Source organism: Azospirillum sp., from assembly GCF_035627195.1.
In the GTDB taxonomy this organism is placed as follows: Bacteria; Pseudomonadota; Alphaproteobacteria; order Azospirillales; family Azospirillaceae; genus Azospirillum.
This window is the reverse complement of sequence record NZ_DASPMG010000084.1, coordinates 1-16,502: the sequence shown is the minus strand read 5'-3', so window position 1 is coordinate 16,502 and position 16,502 is coordinate 1. Positions and strand designations below refer to the sequence as shown.

At 69.5% G+C, this 16,502-nt stretch carries 13 protein-coding genes; 5 read left to right on the top strand and 8 right to left on the bottom strand.

Annotated features, from left to right (window positions below; genetic code table 11):
• Positions 1-189 precede the first annotated feature (189 nt).
• The 4 genes from VED21_RS07380 to VED21_RS07365 are packed head-to-tail and all read left to right on the top strand — an operon-like array spanning position 190 to position 4,182.
• On the top strand, positions 190-1,116 hold the full coding sequence (locus VED21_RS07380) for a 3-hydroxyacyl-CoA dehydrogenase family protein (RefSeq protein WP_324881681.1): 927 nt from the start codon (positions 190-192) through the stop codon (positions 1,114-1,116).
• Positions 1,117-1,165: 49 nt separating this feature from the next.
• Positions 1,166-2,104 carry a 3-keto-5-aminohexanoate cleavage protein gene (locus VED21_RS07375; RefSeq protein ID WP_324881680.1) on the top strand — a complete coding sequence of 313 codons (939 nt, stop codon included), beginning with the start codon at positions 1,166-1,168 and terminating at the stop codon, positions 2,102-2,104.
• Positions 2,105-2,143: 39 nt separating this feature from the next.
• Positions 2,144-2,923, top strand: a complete 780-nt coding sequence (locus VED21_RS07370; RefSeq protein ID WP_324881679.1) for a 3-hydroxybutyrate dehydrogenase — start codon at positions 2,144-2,146, stop codon at positions 2,921-2,923.
• A gap of 41 nt (positions 2,924-2,964) precedes the next feature.
• Entirely contained in the window at positions 2,965-4,182 is a 1,218-nt protein-coding gene (locus tag VED21_RS07365) for an ABC transporter substrate-binding protein (protein WP_324881678.1), read from the top strand.
• Positions 4,183-4,375: 193 nt separating this feature from the next.
• Here the strand turns inward: VED21_RS07365 and VED21_RS07360 are convergent, their stop codons facing one another.
• The 5 genes from VED21_RS07360 to VED21_RS07340 form a co-directional block, all read right to left on the bottom strand.
• Positions 4,376-5,035, bottom strand: a complete 660-nt coding sequence (locus VED21_RS07360; RefSeq protein WP_324881677.1) for a lactate utilization protein — start codon at positions 5,033-5,035, stop codon at positions 4,376-4,378.
• A complete protein-coding gene (locus VED21_RS07355; protein WP_324881676.1) occupies positions 5,028-6,467 on the bottom strand; it encodes a LutB/LldF family L-lactate oxidation iron-sulfur protein in 1,440 nt (479 codons plus the stop codon). The genes VED21_RS07360 and VED21_RS07355 overlap by 8 nt, the downstream gene beginning before the upstream one ends.
• Positions 6,454-7,203: a (Fe-S)-binding protein gene (locus tag VED21_RS07350; RefSeq protein ID WP_324881675.1), complete on the bottom strand. Its 750-nt coding sequence runs from the start codon at positions 7,201-7,203 to the stop codon at positions 6,454-6,456. Before VED21_RS07350 ends, VED21_RS07355 begins: the two co-directional genes overlap by 14 nt.
• 23 nt (positions 7,204-7,226) lie before the next feature.
• Complete coding sequence (locus VED21_RS07345; RefSeq protein ID WP_324881674.1) at positions 7,227-10,103, bottom strand: FAD-binding and (Fe-S)-binding domain-containing protein; 2,877 nt, start codon at positions 10,101-10,103, stop codon at positions 7,227-7,229.
• A gap of 83 nt (positions 10,104-10,186) precedes the next feature.
• Complete coding sequence (locus tag VED21_RS07340) at positions 10,187-11,875, bottom strand: L-lactate permease (protein ID WP_324881673.1); 1,689 nt, start codon at positions 11,873-11,875, stop codon at positions 10,187-10,189.
• A 254-nt stretch (positions 11,876-12,129) separates the two neighbouring features.
• Here VED21_RS07340 and VED21_RS07335 point away from each other — a divergent pair, with 254 nt between their 5' ends.
• On the top strand, positions 12,130-12,930 hold the full coding sequence (locus tag VED21_RS07335; RefSeq protein ID WP_324881672.1) for an FCD domain-containing protein: 801 nt from the start codon (positions 12,130-12,132) through the stop codon (positions 12,928-12,930).
• Positions 12,931-13,023: 93 nt separating this feature from the next.
• On the opposite strand, the gene qhpR is transcribed toward VED21_RS07335, so the two are convergent.
• The 3 genes from qhpR to eutC form a co-directional block, all read right to left on the bottom strand.
• The gene (gene qhpR / locus VED21_RS07330; RefSeq protein ID WP_324881671.1) at positions 13,024-14,079 is read right to left on the bottom strand and encodes an AraC-like transcriptional regulator QhpR; all 1,056 of its coding nucleotides are present in this window, start codon (positions 14,077-14,079) and stop codon (positions 13,024-13,026) included.
• Between the two features lie 209 nt (positions 14,080-14,288).
• Positions 14,289-15,695 carry an ethanolamine permease gene (gene eat, locus VED21_RS07325; protein WP_324881670.1) on the bottom strand — a complete coding sequence of 469 codons (1,407 nt, stop codon included), beginning with the start codon at positions 15,693-15,695 and terminating at the stop codon, positions 14,289-14,291.
• A gap of 24 nt (positions 15,696-15,719) precedes the next feature.
• On the bottom strand, positions 15,720-16,502 hold a 783-nt coding region (gene eutC / locus VED21_RS07320), incomplete at its 5' end, for an ethanolamine ammonia-lyase subunit EutC (protein WP_414638159.1).

Genomic DNA, 16,502 nt, shown 5'->3' with positions numbered 1-16,502 from the left:
CGCGGGGCGATGTCCACATCGAAAACAGATCTCCCGCCAGCCGACGACAACAATCAACCAAACCCATTGCCGCACAACGATATTGTTGGCTGGCACACCTGTTGCTTTCCCGGTGTCAAGAAAAGTTGGGATGCGGGTCCCCGAACCGGGACAGCGTTGCCCGTACAGGCAGGGAGGAAAGCACAGGGCATGACCAGCCAGCATATCGGGGTCAAGAACATCGGCGTCATCGGCGCCGGGCTGATGGGGCACGGGATCGCACAGGCCTTCGCCGTTGCCGGCCACCGCGTGGACATTCAGGAGCCCGACCCCGACCTCCGGACCACCATCGTCGACCGCGTCCGCCGCAATCTCCGGGAGCTTGGGCAGGACGATGTGGCCGCGGACGCGATTCACCCGTGCGAGACCATCGAGGAGGCCGTCGCACGCGCCGACGTCGTCATCGAGGCCGTCCCCGAAAACCTGGACCTCAAGCAGCGCGTCTTCGCGGCGATCGAGGCCGCGGCTCCGGCCCATGCGCTCCTGGCGAGCAACACCTCGGTGATTCCGATCACCCGGATCATGGAGCCGCTGCGGGACAAAACCCGCGCCATGGGTACCCACTGGTGGAACCCGCCGCATCTGATCCCGCTGGTCGAGGTCATCCGGACGGCCGAGACCGGCGACGCGGCGATCGCCGCGATGACCGCGCTGCTGGCCTCCATCGGCAAGCTGCCGGTGCAGGTCCGCAAGGACGTGCCCGGCTTCATCGGCAACCGCCTGCAGCACGCGCTCTGGCGCGAGGCGATCGCCCTCGTCCAGGACGGCGTGTGCGACGCCGAGACGCTCGACACCGTGGTCAAGGCCGGCTTCGGCCGGCGTCTGGCCGTTCTCGGGCCGCTGGAGAACGCCGACCTCGTCGGCACCGACCTGACGCTCGCGGTGCACGAGCACGTCCTGCCCGATCTCGACCGCACACCCGGCCCCTTGCCTCTGCTGCGCGAACTGGTCGCGTCCGGACGGCTCGGCATGAAGGCCGGTGCCGGATTCCGGACCTGGACGCCAGCGCAGCGGGCCGAGGTCCACAACCGGCTGGCGCTCCACCTCCAGCGGCTGGATGGCGCGGAGCGCGGCTGATTTTCAATCGTCTCCGGTCTCCCGGACCGGACACACAGGAGGGCCTTGCATGGCCGCATCACAGAAGAAAGTCATCATCAGCTGCGCGTTGACCGGGTCGATCCACACGCCCACCATGTCCGACGCGCTGCCGGTCACGCCGGACGAGATCGTCGAGCAGGGGCTCGGCGCGGCCGAGGCCGGGGCGGCGATCCTGCACCTGCACGCCCGCGATCCCCGCACCGGCCAGCCGACGCCGGATCCGGCGGTCTTCATGCAGTTCCTGCCGCGCCTCAAGCAATCCACCGAAGCGGTGCTCAACATCACCACCGGCGGTTCGCTCAACATGACGGTGCAGGAACGCTTGGCCGCTCCGCTTCTGGCCCGGCCGGAGATGTGCTCGCTCAACATGGGCTCGATGAACTTCGGCATTTTCCCGCTGGCCGACCGCTACAAGGACTGGAAGCACGACTGGGAGGAGCCCTACCTGCGCAGCACCGACGACTTCATCTTCCGCAACACCTTCCGCGACATCGCCTACATCCTCGAGCATCTGGGCGAGGGCTGCGGCACGCGCTTCGAGTTCGAGTGCTACGACGTCGGGCACCTGTACAACCTCGCGCACTTCCTCGACCGCGGGCTGGTGAAGCCGCCGCTGTTCGTCCAGACGATCTTCGGGATCCTCGGCGGCATCGGCGCGGAGACGCGCAACCTCGTCTTCATGCGCGAGACCGCCGACCGCCTGTTCGGCGGCGACTACGAATGGTCGGTGCTGGCGGCCGGCCGCCACCAGATCCCGTTCACCACCATGGCCGGCGGCATGGGCGGCAACGTCCGCGTCGGGCTGGAGGACAGCCTCTACCTCGGCAAGGGCCGGCTCGCCCGCAACAGCGCCGAGCAGGTGGCGAAGATCCGCCGGATCCTCGAGGAACTGTCGCTCGACATCGCCACCCCCGCCGAGGCGCGCGCCCGGCTCGGCCTCAAGGGCGCCGACCAGGTGGCGTTCTAAGGCGACCCCAGCATTCCAGGACTTTCGAAGGAAACAGCGATGCGAAACAGAAACGCCGTCGTCACCGGCTCCACCAGCGGCATCGGGCTCGCGGCGGCCCGCGAATTGGCCGGCCGCGGCTGCAACGTGATGCTCAACGGTTTCGGCGACCGCGCGGAGATCGACCGGACCTGCGCCGAGATCGCCGAGCAGAGCGGCACCACGATCGTCTATTCGAACGCCGACCTCAGCCGGCCGGACGAGGCCCGCGCCATGATGGCGGCGGCGGCCGGGACGCTCGGCCCGATCGACATCCTGGTGAACAACGCCGGGGTGCAGCACGTGGCGGCGCTGCACGAGTTCCCCGAGGACAAGTGGGACCTGCTGCTCGCGGTGAACCTGAGCGCCGCCTTCCACACCATCAAGGCGGCGCTCCCGTCGATGATGGAGCGGCGCTGGGGGCGCATCGTCAACACGGCGTCGGTCCTCGGCATGGTCGGGGCGCCGCACAAGCCCGCCTACGTCGCCGCGAAGCACGGCGTCATCGGCCTGACCAAGGCCGTGGCGATCGAGGTCGCCAAACATGGCATCACCTGCAACGCGGTGTGTCCCGGCACAGTGCTGACCCCGATCATCGAAAAGCAGATCGCCCAGCAGGCGCAGGTCACCGGCCTGCCGGAGGATCAGGTGCTGAAGGCGGTGTTCCTCCAGAAGATGCCGACCGGCCGGCTGGTGACGCCCGACGAGGTCGCGGCCGCCATCGCCTTCCTGTGCTCCGACGCCGCGGCGTCGATCACCGGCGCCGCCATCCCCGTGGACGGCGGCTACACGACCCACTGACGTGCCCAAACACCAAGAACTGACACACTAGGGAGCAAACCATGCGCAACGTTCTTCTCGCCGGTGTCGCCTTGACCACCCTGGCGGCGACCACCCTGGCGGCCGGTGGAGCCCAGGCCCAGATGTCGGACAACGTCATCAGGATCGGCATGCTGTCCGACCGGTCGGGCATCTACGCCGACATCAACGGCGAGGGCTCGGCGGTGGCTGCGCGGATGGCCGCCGAGGAGTTCGGCAACGCCATCAACGGCACCAGGATCGAGATCATCGTCGGCGACCACCAGAACAAGGCGGACATCGCCGCCAATCTGGCGCGCCAGTGGATCGACACCGAGAAGGTCGACGTCGTCGGCGACGTGCCGAACTCGGCGGCCGCACTGGCCGTCCAGAGCATCACGCGCGACAAGAAGCGCCTCTTCCTGATGTCCGGTCCGGGTTCGACCGACCTGACCGGCAAGGAGTGCAGCCCGTACGGCTTCCAGTGGACCTGGGACAACCACGCCGTGGCCTCCGCCACCGCCCGCGCGCTGGTGGAGCAGGGCAAGAAGAGCTGGTTCTTCATCACCGCCGACTACGCCTTCGGCCATTCGCTGGAGGCCGAAGCCGCCGGCACCGTCAAGCAGCTTGGCGGCACCATCAAGGGCAGCGTGCGCCATCCGCTGGGTGCGTCCGACTTCTCGTCCTTCCTGCTGCAGGCGCAGGCCTCGGGCGCGCAGGTCATCGCCTTCGCCAACGCCGGCGGCGACACCATCAACGCGGTCAAGCAGGCCGCCGAGTTCGGCATTCCCCAGAGCGGCCAGACGCTGGCGGGCCTGCTGCTGAACGTCAACGACGTGCACGCGCTCGGCCTGGAGACGGCGCAGAGCCTGACGCTGGCGAACTCCTTCTATTGGGACATGAACGACGAGACCCGCGCCTGGTCGAAGAAGTTCGAGGAGCGGACCGGCCGCAAGCCGTCGATGAACCAGGCCGGCATGTATTCGTCGGTCAAGCATTACCTCAAGGCCGTGCAGGACGCAGGCACCGACGATGCCGACAAGGTCGCCGCCAGGATCCGCGCCACCCCGGTCACCGACATGATGATGAGGGATGCCAAGGTCGCCGACAACGGCCGCGTTCTCAACGACATGTACCTGCTGCAGGTGAAGACGCCGGCCGAGGCGAAGTACGCGTGGGATTACTTCAAGGTCCTCAAGAAGATCCCGGGCGACCAGGCGTACATCGCGCCGAAGGACAGCGGCTGCCCGCTGGTGAAATGATACGAACGGCGCCTGAAGGCTTCGTCCGTATCACCCTCTCGCCCCTTGCTGCGCAAGGGGCTGTCGGGTTTTGCCGGCGGCGCTCGATGGAAGCGATCAAGCGCCGCCGGTATGACGGTTGGGGAGCGGACACGCTCCCCCTCCGACCGCCCCTTCCGGCGTTCGCGACCGACACACGCTCCGGGTGCCCGGCCTATCGGACCACCACCACGATCAGCCGCTTCGGCCCGTGGACGCCATAGGCCAGCGTCTGTTCGATGTCGGCGGTTTTGGACGGGCCGGAGATCAGCAGTGCGTTGGTCGGCATGCCGTCGGCCCAGCGGTTTTCCGTCATCACCTGCCAGAAGGTGTCGTACAGCGCGTCGGCCCTCAGCAGCGCCACGTGGATGTGCGGGACGAGCGATAGCAGGCGCGGCTCCTCCGCACTCGGCCACAGGATGAGGCTGCCGGTGTCGGCGATGGCGCCCAGCGTCTGGGTGATGCCGGCGTCGATGGCGGTGAACATCTCCTCCTTGAACTCGTCCACGCTGCGGTCGTACCGCACGAGGTCCGGCCCGCCCTCGGCCCATTCGGCTTCCAGGCGCGCGCCGGCCGGCGTGGCGGGGGCGTAGAGCAGCGTCCTGGCGCCCGCCTCCTTCAAAAAGGCCTGCACCACCGCCGGCCAATCCTGTTCGGTGGCGTCGACGAACTCCGTGTGCACGGCCTCCATCATGCGCTTGATGCGCTCCAGCCGCTCGGCGGGGTCCCAGCGCTTGTCGCGCAGGACCGTGAAGTCGGACGGCACCGTCTCCACCGGGTGGGCGTCGCGCCCGGCGCGCAGCTTCGCCAGAATCGTGGAACGGGCGTCAGGCATCGGGGATCCCCTTCTCGCGGGCGAGGTCGTGGAGCGTGCGGCCGGCGAAGCGCGGCTTGGCGCGCACGCTGGTCCATTCCTTCAGCAAGGGCAGCGAGGCCGGGGCGGCGTTGCCCACCGTGGACAGCACCGTCGTCGCCATCCGGTACGCGGCGGGGGAGGAGAAGGTCGCCGCCCAGCCCTTCCACACCAGCGCCTCGGCCATCGAGCGCTGGGATCCTGCATCCTTCACCGCGTCGCCGGGGTGGACAGCTTCGGCGCGCAGGCGGTTCATCAGGCCGGCGATGGGGATCTGCACCGGGCAGATCTCGACGCAGGCGTTGCACATGGTGCAGGCGTGCGGCATCTCGCCCCGCTTATCCAGCCCCTCCATCTGCGGCACCAGGATCTTGCCGATGGGGCCGGGGTAGGGTGCCTGATAGGCGTGGCCGCCGACGCGGGTGTAGACGGGGCAGTGGTTCATGCACGCCCCGCAGCGGATGCAGCGCAGCGTGTGGCGCAACTCCTCGTCCGCGTAGATCTTCGAGCGCCCGTTGTCGAGGATCACCAGATGGATCTCGCGCGGGCCGTCCTTCTCGCCCGCCTTGCGCGGGCTGGTGATCATGTTGACGTAGGTGGTGATCGGCTGCGCGGTGGCGGAGCGGGTGAGCAGGCTCAGGACCGGCGGCACGTCCTCCAGCTTCTCGACCACCTTTTCCAGGCCCATGACGGCGATGTGCACCGGCGGCACGGTGGTGACCATGCGCCCGTTGCCCTCGTTCTCGACGAGGCAGAGCGTGCCGGTCTCCGCCACAGCGGCGTTGACGCCGGAGATGCCGACGTCGGCGTTCATGAACTTCTTGCGGAGCACGCGGCGGGCGAGGTCGGTCAGTTGCGCCACGTCCTCGGTGTATTCCGCTCCCCGGATCTTGTCGCGGAACAGCTGGGCGATCTGCTTCGTGTTCTTGTGGATCGCCGGCATGATGATGTGCGACGGCATCTCGTGGTCGAGCTGGACGATGTATTCGCCCAGGTCCGCCTCCAGCGCCTCGATGCCGTGCTTTTCCAGGAAGGCGTTGAGGTGCATCTCCTCCGACACCATCGACTTGCCCTTGACCGCCAGCCGGGCGTCGACGCGCAGCATGATCTCCAGCACGATGGCGTTGGCCTCGTCGGTGGTGGAGGCCCAGTGGACGGTGATGCCGTTGCGGGTGCAGTTCTCCTCCAGCTTCTCCAGAAGTTCCGGCAGCTTGGACAAGGCCCGCAGGCGCACCGAGGCGCCCAGCGCGCGCATGGCGTGCCATTCCGCGCTGTCGGCGAACTGCACGGCGCGCTTGGACATCAGCCCGTCCATGGCGCGGCGGAAGTTGGCGCGCAGCTGCGGATCCTTCAGCGCCGCGCGCGAGGCCCCCCTGAAATTAATGGGGCCGAAATCAATGTCAGCGTGCGCCATTGGTCCGCTCCAGCAGGAATTCGGCGATGTGCTTGCCCCGGACGGGCTTCTTCCCGGCCTCCAGCGCGCCGTTGATGTTCATCAGGCAGCCGCAGTCGCCCGACACCACGGCCCCGGCCCCGGTGCCCTCGATGTCCGCGACCTTGTCCTCGACCATGGCGGCGGAGATCTCCGGGTGCCGCACGGCGAAGGTGCCGCCGAAGCCGCAGCACTCCTTCTCCCGCGCCAGCTCCACCAGCTCGACGTTGGCGAGCTGGCGCAGCAGGGCCTTGGGCTCGTCCACCACGCCCATCTCGCGCTGGGCGTGGCAGGAGGCGTGCCACGTCACCCGCACCGGTTCCCCCTTGTCCTCCAGGCGCACGTTCAGGACGTTGACCAGGAACTGCGTCAGCTCGAAGGTGCGGGCGGCCACGGCCCTGGCGCGCTCCTCCTCCGGCTCGCCGTGGAAGAGTTCGGGCCAGTGCGTCCCCATCATGCCGGCGCAGGAGCCGGACGGGACGACCACCGGCCAGTCCGCCGTGAACAGGCGCAGCTGGGCGCGGGCGACCTTCAGCGCCTCCTCCCGGTAGCCGGAGTTGTAGGCGGGCTGGCCGCAGCAGCTCTGCCCCTGCGGGAAGACGACGCGGACGCCCTCGCGCTGCAGCAGCTCGATGCCGGCCATGCCGGCCTGCGGGTAGAACAGGTCGACCAGACAGGTGCCGAAGAAATAGACGGTGTCGGGACGCGTGGTGGTCATGGGTGCGTTTCCTCCTGTCCCGCTTAGAACGCGGGTTCCGCGGCGCGTGCCGCCTGTCCCTCGGGTGCCTTCGCCGTTGCCTTCGCCGTGGTGCAGGCGTCCACGAGGTACACGATGGAACGGTACGGCATGCCGGCGTGGTGCGCCAAGCCGATCTCGCAGGTCCGGCTGGTGGAGTACCCGCCCGAGCAGCCCTGCGGCAGGCCCGGCTTCAGGTGGCGCAGCGCATGCGCATTCAGTTCCGGCTGGGTGAAGCCCTTGTCGCCGGCGAAGCCGCAGCAGCCGACACCGTCCGGCACCACCACCTGCTCCGCGCACTTGGCGGCGACGGCCTCCAGCTTTCCCTCCAGCCCCATGCGCCGCAGCGAGCAGGCGAGGTGCAGCACCGCCGGTTCGCTGCGTTTCGTGAACTCCAGGCGGTCCAGCAGGTGGTCGTGGATGAACTCCACCAGATCCAGCACCTTCAGCCCGTCCTCGGCCAGGTGGCGCTTCAGGCGGAAGGCGCAGGGGCTGGTGTCGATGACCACCGGCAGGCGGCCGTTGTCGCTGGCGGCGCGGATGGCCGCCGCCGTCTCGTCGGCCTTGGCGTCGGCCTGGTCGGCGAAGCCCTTGCTCTCCAGCGGCATGCCGCAGCACAGGCCGGACAGGCCATCCGGGTAGAGCACGCGGAAGCCCGCCTTGCGGAACAGCCCCTCCACCTTCTGCGGCAGCGGTGTGCTTTCGGGATCGTCGGCGGCCGGACCCATGGTGCGGCTGGAACAGCTGGGCACGTAGACGACGGCCGGGCCGTCACCCGCGCCCACCTTCGGCTGGAAGGCCAGCGCGGTCGGCAGCGTACGCGGCAGGTGCGGCGTGCGCTCCCCGGTCAGGCGGCGCAGCGCCCCGGCGGCGGCGGTGACGCCGTCCGCGCCGACGGCGCGGCGGGCGAGGTCGGCGATCTTCAACCCCGTCCGGGCGGCGCCCATCGCCGCGCCGAAGTGCTCGGCGGCGAAGCGGCCCAGGCGGCGCTGCACCGGCGTTGCGCGGCGGCCGCGCAGGGCCTTGACCAGCAGCCCGGTCTCGATCCCCACCGGGCAGGCGGTGGAGCACAGCCCGCACGCCGCACAGGTGTCGATGCCCTGGTGGTCGTAGGCGGCGTGCAGAGCCTCCACCCGCGCCCGCTCGCCGGGGGCGCCGGAGAGCCGCGCGATCTCGCGCCAGCCGACGATGCGCTGGCGGGGCGACAGGGTGAAGCCGTGCGACGGGCAGGTCGGCTCGCAGAAGCCGCACTCGATGCACTTGTCCACCAGCGGGTCGGAGGCCGGCATGGGCTTCAGGTGCTTGAGGTGCGCCTCCGGGTCGTCGTTCAGGATGACGCCGGGGTTCAGCAGCCCTTCGGGATCGAAGAGGGCCTTGATCTCCTTCATCAGGCCATAGGCCTGGGCGCCCCATTCCATCTCGACGAAGGGGGCCATGTTGCGGCCCGTCCCGTGCTCCGCCTTCAGGGAGCCTTCGTACTTCGTCACGACCATGGCGCACACCGCGTCCATGAAGCGGCGGTAGCGGTCGACCTCGGCGTCCGTGTCGAAGGCCTGGGTGAAGACGAAGTGCAGGTTCCCTTCCAGCGCGTGGCCGAAGATGATCGCCTCGTGGTAGCCGTAGTGCTCGAACAGGTGCTGCAGCTCGACGGTGGCCTCGGCGAGGCGCTCGACCGGGAAGGCGACGTCCTCGATGATGACCGTGGTGCCGGTGCGGCGCACCGCGCCCACCGCCGGGAACAGGCCCTTGCGGATCTTCCAGTACGTCTCGCACTCGGCCGCGTCGGTGGAGAAGGCGGCCGGGTGCAGCAGCGTGCAGCCGTCCAGCACCGCGCCGATGGCGGCGATGTTGCGGGTGAGCGCCGCGGCATCCTCCGCGCGGGTTTCCACCAGCAGGCAGGCGGCGCGCTCGTCCAGGCCGCGGATCACGGCGGGCATGCCGGGCTTGCCCTGCACGGAGTGGAGGGCCGCGCGGTCCATCAGCTCCACCGCCGACACGGGCGTGGGTTTCAGCAGCGCAACGGCGCGGCAAGCCTCCGCGATGTCGGGGAAGAGCAGCAGGGTGCTGGCCTTGTCGGCGTGCTCCGGCACGGTGCGGTAGGTGATCTCGGCGATGAAGCCCAGCGTGCCTTCCGAGCCGATCATCAGGTGCTGGAGGATCTCGAACGGGTCGGTGAAGTCCACCAGCGCGTTCAGGCTGTAGCCGGTGGTGTTCTTGATGGCGAACTTGCGGCGGATGCGGGCGGCGAGATCCGCGTCGGCGCGGGTGCGCTCGCCCAGCTCGGCCAGCTTTGCCAGCAGGGCGGGGTGGCTGTGGGCGAAGGCGGCGCGGCTGGCGTCGTCGCCGGTGTCCAGCAGCGTGCCGTCGGCCAGCATGACGCGCATGGAGGCCAGCGTGCGGTAGCTGTTCTGCGCGGTGCCGCAGCACATGCCGCTGGCGTTGTTGGCCGCGATGCCGCCGATCTTGGCGGTGGCGATGGAGGCCGGGTCGGGGCCGATCTTGCGGCCGAAGGGGGCCAGCTTGCGGTTGGCGTCGGCGCCCACCACGGCGGGCTGCAGGGCGACCGTTTCGGCGCCCGGCGCGATGCGGCAACCGCGCCAGCCGTCACCCAGGAGGACGAGCACGCTGTCGCTGACCGCCTGGCCCGACAGGCTGGTGCCGGCGGCGCGGAAGGTGACGGGTGTGCCCAGCGCGCGGGCGTGGCGCAGCAGCTGCCGCACCTCCTCCTCGGCGTTGACCACGGCGACGATCTTGGGGACGAGGCGGTAGAAGCTGGCGTCCGTGCCGTAGGCCAGCGTGCGCAGGGGATCGACGATCAGGCGCTCGGACGGGATGACGTCCCGGAGGGCCGCATGCAGACGGTCGTAGGGCGCGGGCAGCATCGGACGGGCTTTCGGAAGTCGCGGGGGAAGAAGGGGACCGGCCGGGGCGTGCCCGGCCGGTCCTGGGCGTCAGCGGCCCGTCGTCAGCGGCCGATGACCATCGCGGTGAACGGCCAGACGTAGGCCTGGAGCATGATCAGCACGCCGATCAGGCAGGCCAGCGCGATCGAGTGCCAGAAGACGTAGCGCAGGATCGTGCCCTCGTGCCCGTGCCACTTGGTGGCGACGGCGGCCACGACGATGGACTGCGCGTCGATCATCTTGCCCATGACGCCGCCCGAGCTGTTGGCTGCGGCCATCAGGGTGGGCGGCAGGCCCAGCTGTTCGGACGAGACCTTCTGCAGGCTGCCGAACAGCACGTTGGACGCCGTGTCGGACCCGGTCAGCGCCACACCCAGCCAGCCCAGCAGCGTGCCGAAGAACGGGTACAGGAAGCCGGTGTTGGCGAAGGCGAGGCCCAGCGTGGTGTCCAGGCCCGAGTAGCGGGTGGTGAAGCCCAGCGCCAGCATGGCCGAGATGGTGATCAGCGAATAGCGGATCATCCACAGCGTGCGGCCGTAGGTCTGCACCAGCTCCTTGACCGAGCAGCCCATGGCGAGGCCGGCGATGATGGAGGCGATGAAGATGCCCGAACCGGTGGCCGACAGCCAGTTCAGCACGTAGACGGCGTTCTCCGGGTGCGGCTTCGTCACCACCGGCGGCACGCGCACGATCATCTGGTGCAGGCCGTCGATGGGGAACTTGAAGACCGACAGGTTGTCGAGGAACAGCTTCACCTCGGGCACGCCCCACAGGAAGACGAGCACCGACAGGATGACCCACGGCGTCCAGGCGCGGCGCACCTCGGCGGCGGTGTAGCTGTGGCCGCCGCGCGCCGGGGCGCCGGCGTTGACCACCGCGGCACCGGCGGCGGCCGTCAGGGCTTCCGCGCCGCTGCCGGTGGTGGAGGTCCAGATCTGCGCGGGGTGCCACACCTTGAGGAACAGCGTGACGCTGACCAGCGAGACGATGGCGGCGATCACGTCCACCAGCCACGGCCCGTGGAAGTTCGACACCAGGAACTGCGGGACGGCGAAGGACACGCCCGCCACCAGGATGGCCGGCCAGATCTGCATCGCACCCCGCCAGCCGGCGAAGGCGATGATCAGCCAGAACGGCACGATGATGGAGAAGAACGGCAGCTGGCGGCCGATCATCGCCGACAGGTCGAGCAGCGGCAGGCCCGTCACCGCGGCCAGCGCGATGACCGGCGTGCCGAGCGCACCGTAGGCCACCGGGGCGGTGTTGGCGATCAGCGACAGGCCGGAAGCGGCCAGCGGCGTGAAGCCCAGGCCGATCAGCATGGCGCCGGTCACCGCCACCGGCGTGCCGAAGCCGGCCGCGCCCTCGAAGAAGGCGCCGAAGCAGAAGGCGATCAGCAGGAGCTGGAGCCGGCGGTCGTTGGTGATGCCGGTGATGCTTTCCTGCAGGATCTTGAACTGCCCGCGCTGCTCGGTGAGGTTGTAGAGGAAGATGATGTTCAGGACGATCCAGCCGATCGGCAGCAGGCCGTAGGCGGCACCGTACAGCGCCGTCTTGCCGGCCATCGCCGCCGGCATGCCGAAGGCCGCCACCGCCGCGACCAGCGCCACCACGAGGCCAAGAAGGGCCGCCTTGTGCGCCTTCATGTGGAAGATGCCGAGTCCGCCCAGCATCACCAGGACCGGCAGCGAGGCGATGAACGTCGACAACCACATGTTGTTGAATGGGTCGTATACCTGTGACCAGGCCATGTGTTTCCTCCAAATGGATCCGCGGCGGCACACCCCTGGATGCCGTCTCTAGCGCGGGGTCCGGCAATTCTGTTGTCCGCCGGTTGCCCTTATGGTCGGTGTGTGCACCAAAGCTCGGCAGCACGGATAATCAATCTGACAATGCGGTGCAATGGTAAAATTATTTGACCATCCCCATGTGCGTGGACAGCCCACCGGGTGGATGGTAAAAATTTAAGGGAACGCAAGGCGTTGGACGCGGTGGATCAGGCGGAATGAAGGCGGATTCGATCAAGCCGGCGAAGCTGGCCGACACGGTTGCCCAACACCTGGAGCGGCTGATCCTGGAAGGGGCCCTGCGCCCGGGGGAGCGGCTGCTGGCCGAGCGCGAGCTGGCCGCCAAGCTGGACATCTCGCGCCCCAGCCTGCGCGACGCGCTGGCCAAGCTGGCGGAGCGCGGCCTGCTGGTGGCCGACCCGCACGGCGCCACCTATGTGGCGGAGAGCCTGGGCGCCACCTTCCGCGACCCGCTGGTGCAGCTGCTGCGCGAGAACCCGGAAGCAACCTTCGATTACCTGGAGTTCCGCAGCACGGTGGAAGGCTCGGCCGCCTACTACGCCGCCAGTCGCGCCACCCAGGTGGACCGCGACGCCATCCGCGAGGCGTACGAGCGCATGGAGGCCTCGCACGGCAAGGACGATTCCAGCGAGGAGGCGGACGCCGACGCCGACTTCCACCTGGCGATCTACGAGGCGACGCACAACGTCGTCCTGCTGCACATCATGCGCAGCCTGTCCGACCTGCTGCGCAACGACATCTTCTACAACCGCGCCAAGCTGTACGAGCGCAAGGGCGTGCGCGACCTGCTGATCGACCAGCACAAGGCGGTGTACGAAGCGGTGATGGACGGCGACCCGGAGCGGGCGCGCGACGCCGCCTCCCACCACATCACCTACATCAACAGCGCGCTCCAGGAGATTCGCAACGCCGAGGCGCGGCTGGAGGTGTCGCTGCGCCGCATGGGGCGCGCCGACCTCGTCGACCTCGGCGGCCGCAAGCGCAAGAACGCCGGGTAGGCCCGTCGGCGAGGGCGTGATGCCGGCGGCCAACGCGCGTCTGACCGTGGCGGCGCTCGCCATCCGGCTGGCGGAGCATCCGCGCAAGGAAACTCACCGCGCGGGGACGCCCATGCCGCTGCCGCTTCCCCCGGACCCCGACGGTGTCCCCATGGAGCGGTCGCGCATGGCCCTGGGCGACACGCCGTACCAGCGGCGGAACGCCCGGCTGAAGGCGCTGACCTCCGAATAGCCCAGGAGGAAGCCTATGTCGGTGATCGGCACGTGCGGCTGGCGGATGTAGACCGCCGCCAGATCCCGCCGCACCTGCTCCACCACGTCGGAGAAGACCAGCCCCTCCTCACCCAGCCGGCGCTGCAGCGTCCAGCGGGCGGTGCCCAGCGCCCCGGCCACGTCCTCGATGTAGGGGTAGCCCTCGGGCAGGCAGGCCCGGATCTCCGCCTTCAGGCGGTCGAGGAGCCCCGGATTGCCCGTGCCGCGGGCAATGCCCACCAGCGTGCCGCTGAGCGTCGCGAGGCGCGCGAGATCGCCCGCCGGCATCCGCCGGTCCAGGTCCCGGTCGCGCAGGACCAGCGCGTTGGTCCGCTGCCCGAAATGGACCGGCGCGTCGAAGACCGCCTCGTGCTGGCGCCACGCTTCGGGGCGGGGGTGTTCGAAGTGCACCTCCTCCGGCATCCAGGCCGGCCCCAGGCAGGCGCGGACCACGTTGGCGAACATGCCCATGGTCAGCTCCGCGTCCTGCCGACGCTCCACCACGCGGCCGTCGAGGATGCGGTATTCCAGCCGCAGCAGGCCGCCGTCGCGGCGGAAGCGCGTCTCGGTCGCCTGCTGGTGGAAGGGGAACAGCCGTGCAAGGTTGTCCAGTGCGGCGCCCAGCGTGGGGGAGGCCAGCGCGACGGCCCCGATCAGGCCCAGCATCTCCGGCTGGAACTGCTGGCCGTAGAGCAGGCCGAAGTTGTCGTTGCCGGTGTCGCGGGCGGCGACCTCCATCATCGCCACGTAGGCGCCAAGGTCGAGCGCCAGCGTCGGCCGCTCCAGCGCGCGCTCGTCGATGCCCGCGCGCAGCATGACCCGGTGGGAGCGTCCCCCCTGGCGTTCGATGAAGTCGGTGATGCCGCAGGCGGCGGCCGCCAGGATGTTGTGTTGCACAGCCGGCGTGCAGCCGCCGGGATTCTGCTGAGGAAATGATCGGCGCAGCGTCATGATACCGCCCTTTCCCTGACACGCCCGCGGATTCAGCAAACCGCGTGCCGTGTCGGGGAAAGGACTCGCCGGATTTCAACAAAAGTTCAATTGGCCAATAGTTCTGGTGAGCCGCCATTCCGGGGGTGGCGGCCCATCCCATCCACTCCGCCCACTCAGTCGGTCATGGTCCGCGCCTCGACCTGCGCCAGGTTCAGGAGCGGGTCGGTCTCGCCGTTGCTGCGCATGTCGGCGGTGAAGCGGTAGAACAGCCACGCCGTCGCCATCAGCGCCACGAACAGGCCGAAGACCAGCGCGTTGAAGTAGATCATCGTCGCCAGCGCCACCAGCGCCAGCCCCAGCGCCACGCCCGGGAACAGGGGGTAGAAGGGGGCGCGGTACGGCCGTTCCAGCGCCGGTTCTATGGCGCGCAGGCGGAACAGGCTGGCCATGCTCATGATGTACATGACGATGGCGCCGAACACCGACATGGTCACGATGTTGGCGGTCAGCGGCAGGCCGCCGATGGTGACCAGCTCATCGGAATAGATCGCCACGATGCCCACCACGCCGCCGGCCAGCGTGGCCCAGTGCGGGGTGCGCCGCGTCGGGTGCAGCTGCGCGAACACCGGGGGCAGGAAACCGGCGCGCGACAGCGCGAAGATCTGCCGCGAATAGCCCATGATGATGCCGTGGAAGGACGCGATCAGGCCGAACAGGCCGATCCACACCAGCATGTGCAGCCAGCCGCTGGACTCGCCCACCACCGCCTTCATGGCCTGCGGCAGCGGGTCGTTGATGTTGGACAGCTGCGTCCAGTCGCCCACGCCGCCCGCGAAGATCATGGTGCCGAAGGCGAGCGCCACCAGCGTGAGGATGCCGCCGATGTAGGCGCGCGGCACGGTGCGCTGTGGGTCGCGGGTTTCCTCCGCCGCCATGGCCGCCCCCTCGATCGCCAGGAAGAACCAGATGGCGAAGGGAATGGCCGCCAGGATGCCGCCCAGCGCCCCCAGCGACAGGCTGTCGGAACCGGCCCAGCCGTTGGCCGTGAAGTTCGACCAGGAGAAGCCGGGCGAGACGACGCCCATGAACACCACCAGCTCGAAGATCGCCAGCACCGTGACGAACAGCTCGAACGTGGCGGCGATGGACACGCCGGCGATGTTCAGCCCCATGAACACCACATAGGCGCCCACCGCCACCAGCTTGGGATCCAGCGCCGGGAACTGCACGTTGAGGTAGGCGCCGATCGCCAGCGCGATGGCCGGGGGCGCGAACAGGAACTCGATCAGCGTGGCGAAGCCGGCGACGAACCCGCCGTTCGGCCCAAAGGCGCGGAAGCTGTAGGCGAACGGGCCGCCGGCATGCGGGATCGCGGTGGTCAGCTCGGTGAAGCTGAAGATGAAGGTGGTGTACATCGCCGCGATCAGCACCGTGGTGACCAGGAACCCCAGCGTTCCCGCCGCCGCCCAGCCGTAGCTCCAGCCGAAGTACTCGCCGGAAATGACCAGCCCGACGGCGATGCCCCACAGGTGCAGGCCGCTCAGGCTCCGTTTCAGTTCGGGTTTCGCGCTCTCCGTCATGCCCTGTACCCTCCTGTTCTTGCGTTATGATTGGTCGATGCTTTGCGGCCCGGCCGCTGGGCCCGGCAGAACCGGGGCGTCTTCCTTGAGCGCCACCCCGGTCAGTTTCAGCCGCGCCGCCTCGCCCGCGAGCCAGCACAGCTTGTCCGCCGCCGCGCCGATGGGCAGGCCGGCGGCGTGGATGTTGGAGATGCAGTTGCGCCGGGAATCCGGGCAGCCCGGCTCCGGCGCCCAGGTCAGGTAGACGCCCAGCGAGTCCGCCGCCGACAGCCCCGGCCGCTCCCCCACCAGCAGCGCCACCAGCTTGGCGCCCAGCAACGCCCCCACCTCGTCGCCCAGCGCCACGCGCGCCTGGGCCCCCAGCACCACCGGCGCCGCCGACCAGCCGGCGAGGCGCGCCAGGCAGGCGTGCACCAGCGGGGCCGCGTGCGCCTGGACGGCGGCGGCCGACAGGCCGTCGGCGATGACGAAGGCGATGTCCCACGCGCCCGCCGGCAGCGCCGCCCGGCTGGCGTCGTCCAGCCGGCGGCCGAGGTCCGGCCGGCGCAGGTAGGTGGCGCGGTCGGGGGCCGCGCTGTGCACGCGGATGGTCGGGTGCGGGGCGAGGTCGGCGGCCAGCCGGTCGAAATCCACGGCGCCATGCACCGCGTCGCGGGCGCGGGCGTGGGCGAGCTGGAAGTCCAGCAGCGCCTTGGTCGGCAACCCGTCGCCGCTGCGGCCCAGCCCGATGCGGGCGCGGGTGACGTCGCGGAAGCGCTGCCAGGGGTCGGTGTCCGGACGGTCGGTCATCAGGCGATCCTCCCGATG

Coding starts and splice junctions, on each gene's coding strand:
- VED21_RS07380 (WP_324881681.1), top strand. CDS start 190: ATGACCAGCCAGCATATCGGGGTCAAGAACATCGGCGTCATCGGCGCC.
- VED21_RS07375 (WP_324881680.1), top strand. CDS start 1,166: ATGGCCGCATCACAGAAGAAAGTCATCATCAGCTGCGCGTTGACCGGG.
- VED21_RS07370 (WP_324881679.1), top strand. CDS start 2,144: ATGCGAAACAGAAACGCCGTCGTCACCGGCTCCACCAGCGGCATCGGG.
- VED21_RS07365 (WP_324881678.1), top strand. CDS start 2,965: ATGCGCAACGTTCTTCTCGCCGGTGTCGCCTTGACCACCCTGGCGGCG.
- VED21_RS07360 (WP_324881677.1), bottom strand. CDS start 5,035: ATGCCTGACGCCCGTTCCACGATTCTGGCGAAGCTGCGCGCCGGGCGC.
- VED21_RS07355 (WP_324881676.1), bottom strand. CDS start 6,467: ATGGCGCACGCTGACATTGATTTCGGCCCCATTAATTTCAGGGGGGCC.
- VED21_RS07350 (WP_324881675.1), bottom strand. CDS start 7,203: ATGACCACCACGCGTCCCGACACCGTCTATTTCTTCGGCACCTGTCTG.
- VED21_RS07345 (WP_324881674.1), bottom strand. CDS start 10,103: ATGCTGCCCGCGCCCTACGACCGTCTGCATGCGGCCCTCCGGGACGTC.
- VED21_RS07340 (WP_324881673.1), bottom strand. CDS start 11,875: ATGGCCTGGTCACAGGTATACGACCCATTCAACAACATGTGGTTGTCG.
- VED21_RS07335 (WP_324881672.1), top strand. CDS start 12,130: ATGAAGGCGGATTCGATCAAGCCGGCGAAGCTGGCCGACACGGTTGCC.
- eat (WP_324881670.1), bottom strand. CDS start 15,695: ATGACGGAGAGCGCGAAACCCGAACTGAAACGGAGCCTGAGCGGCCTG.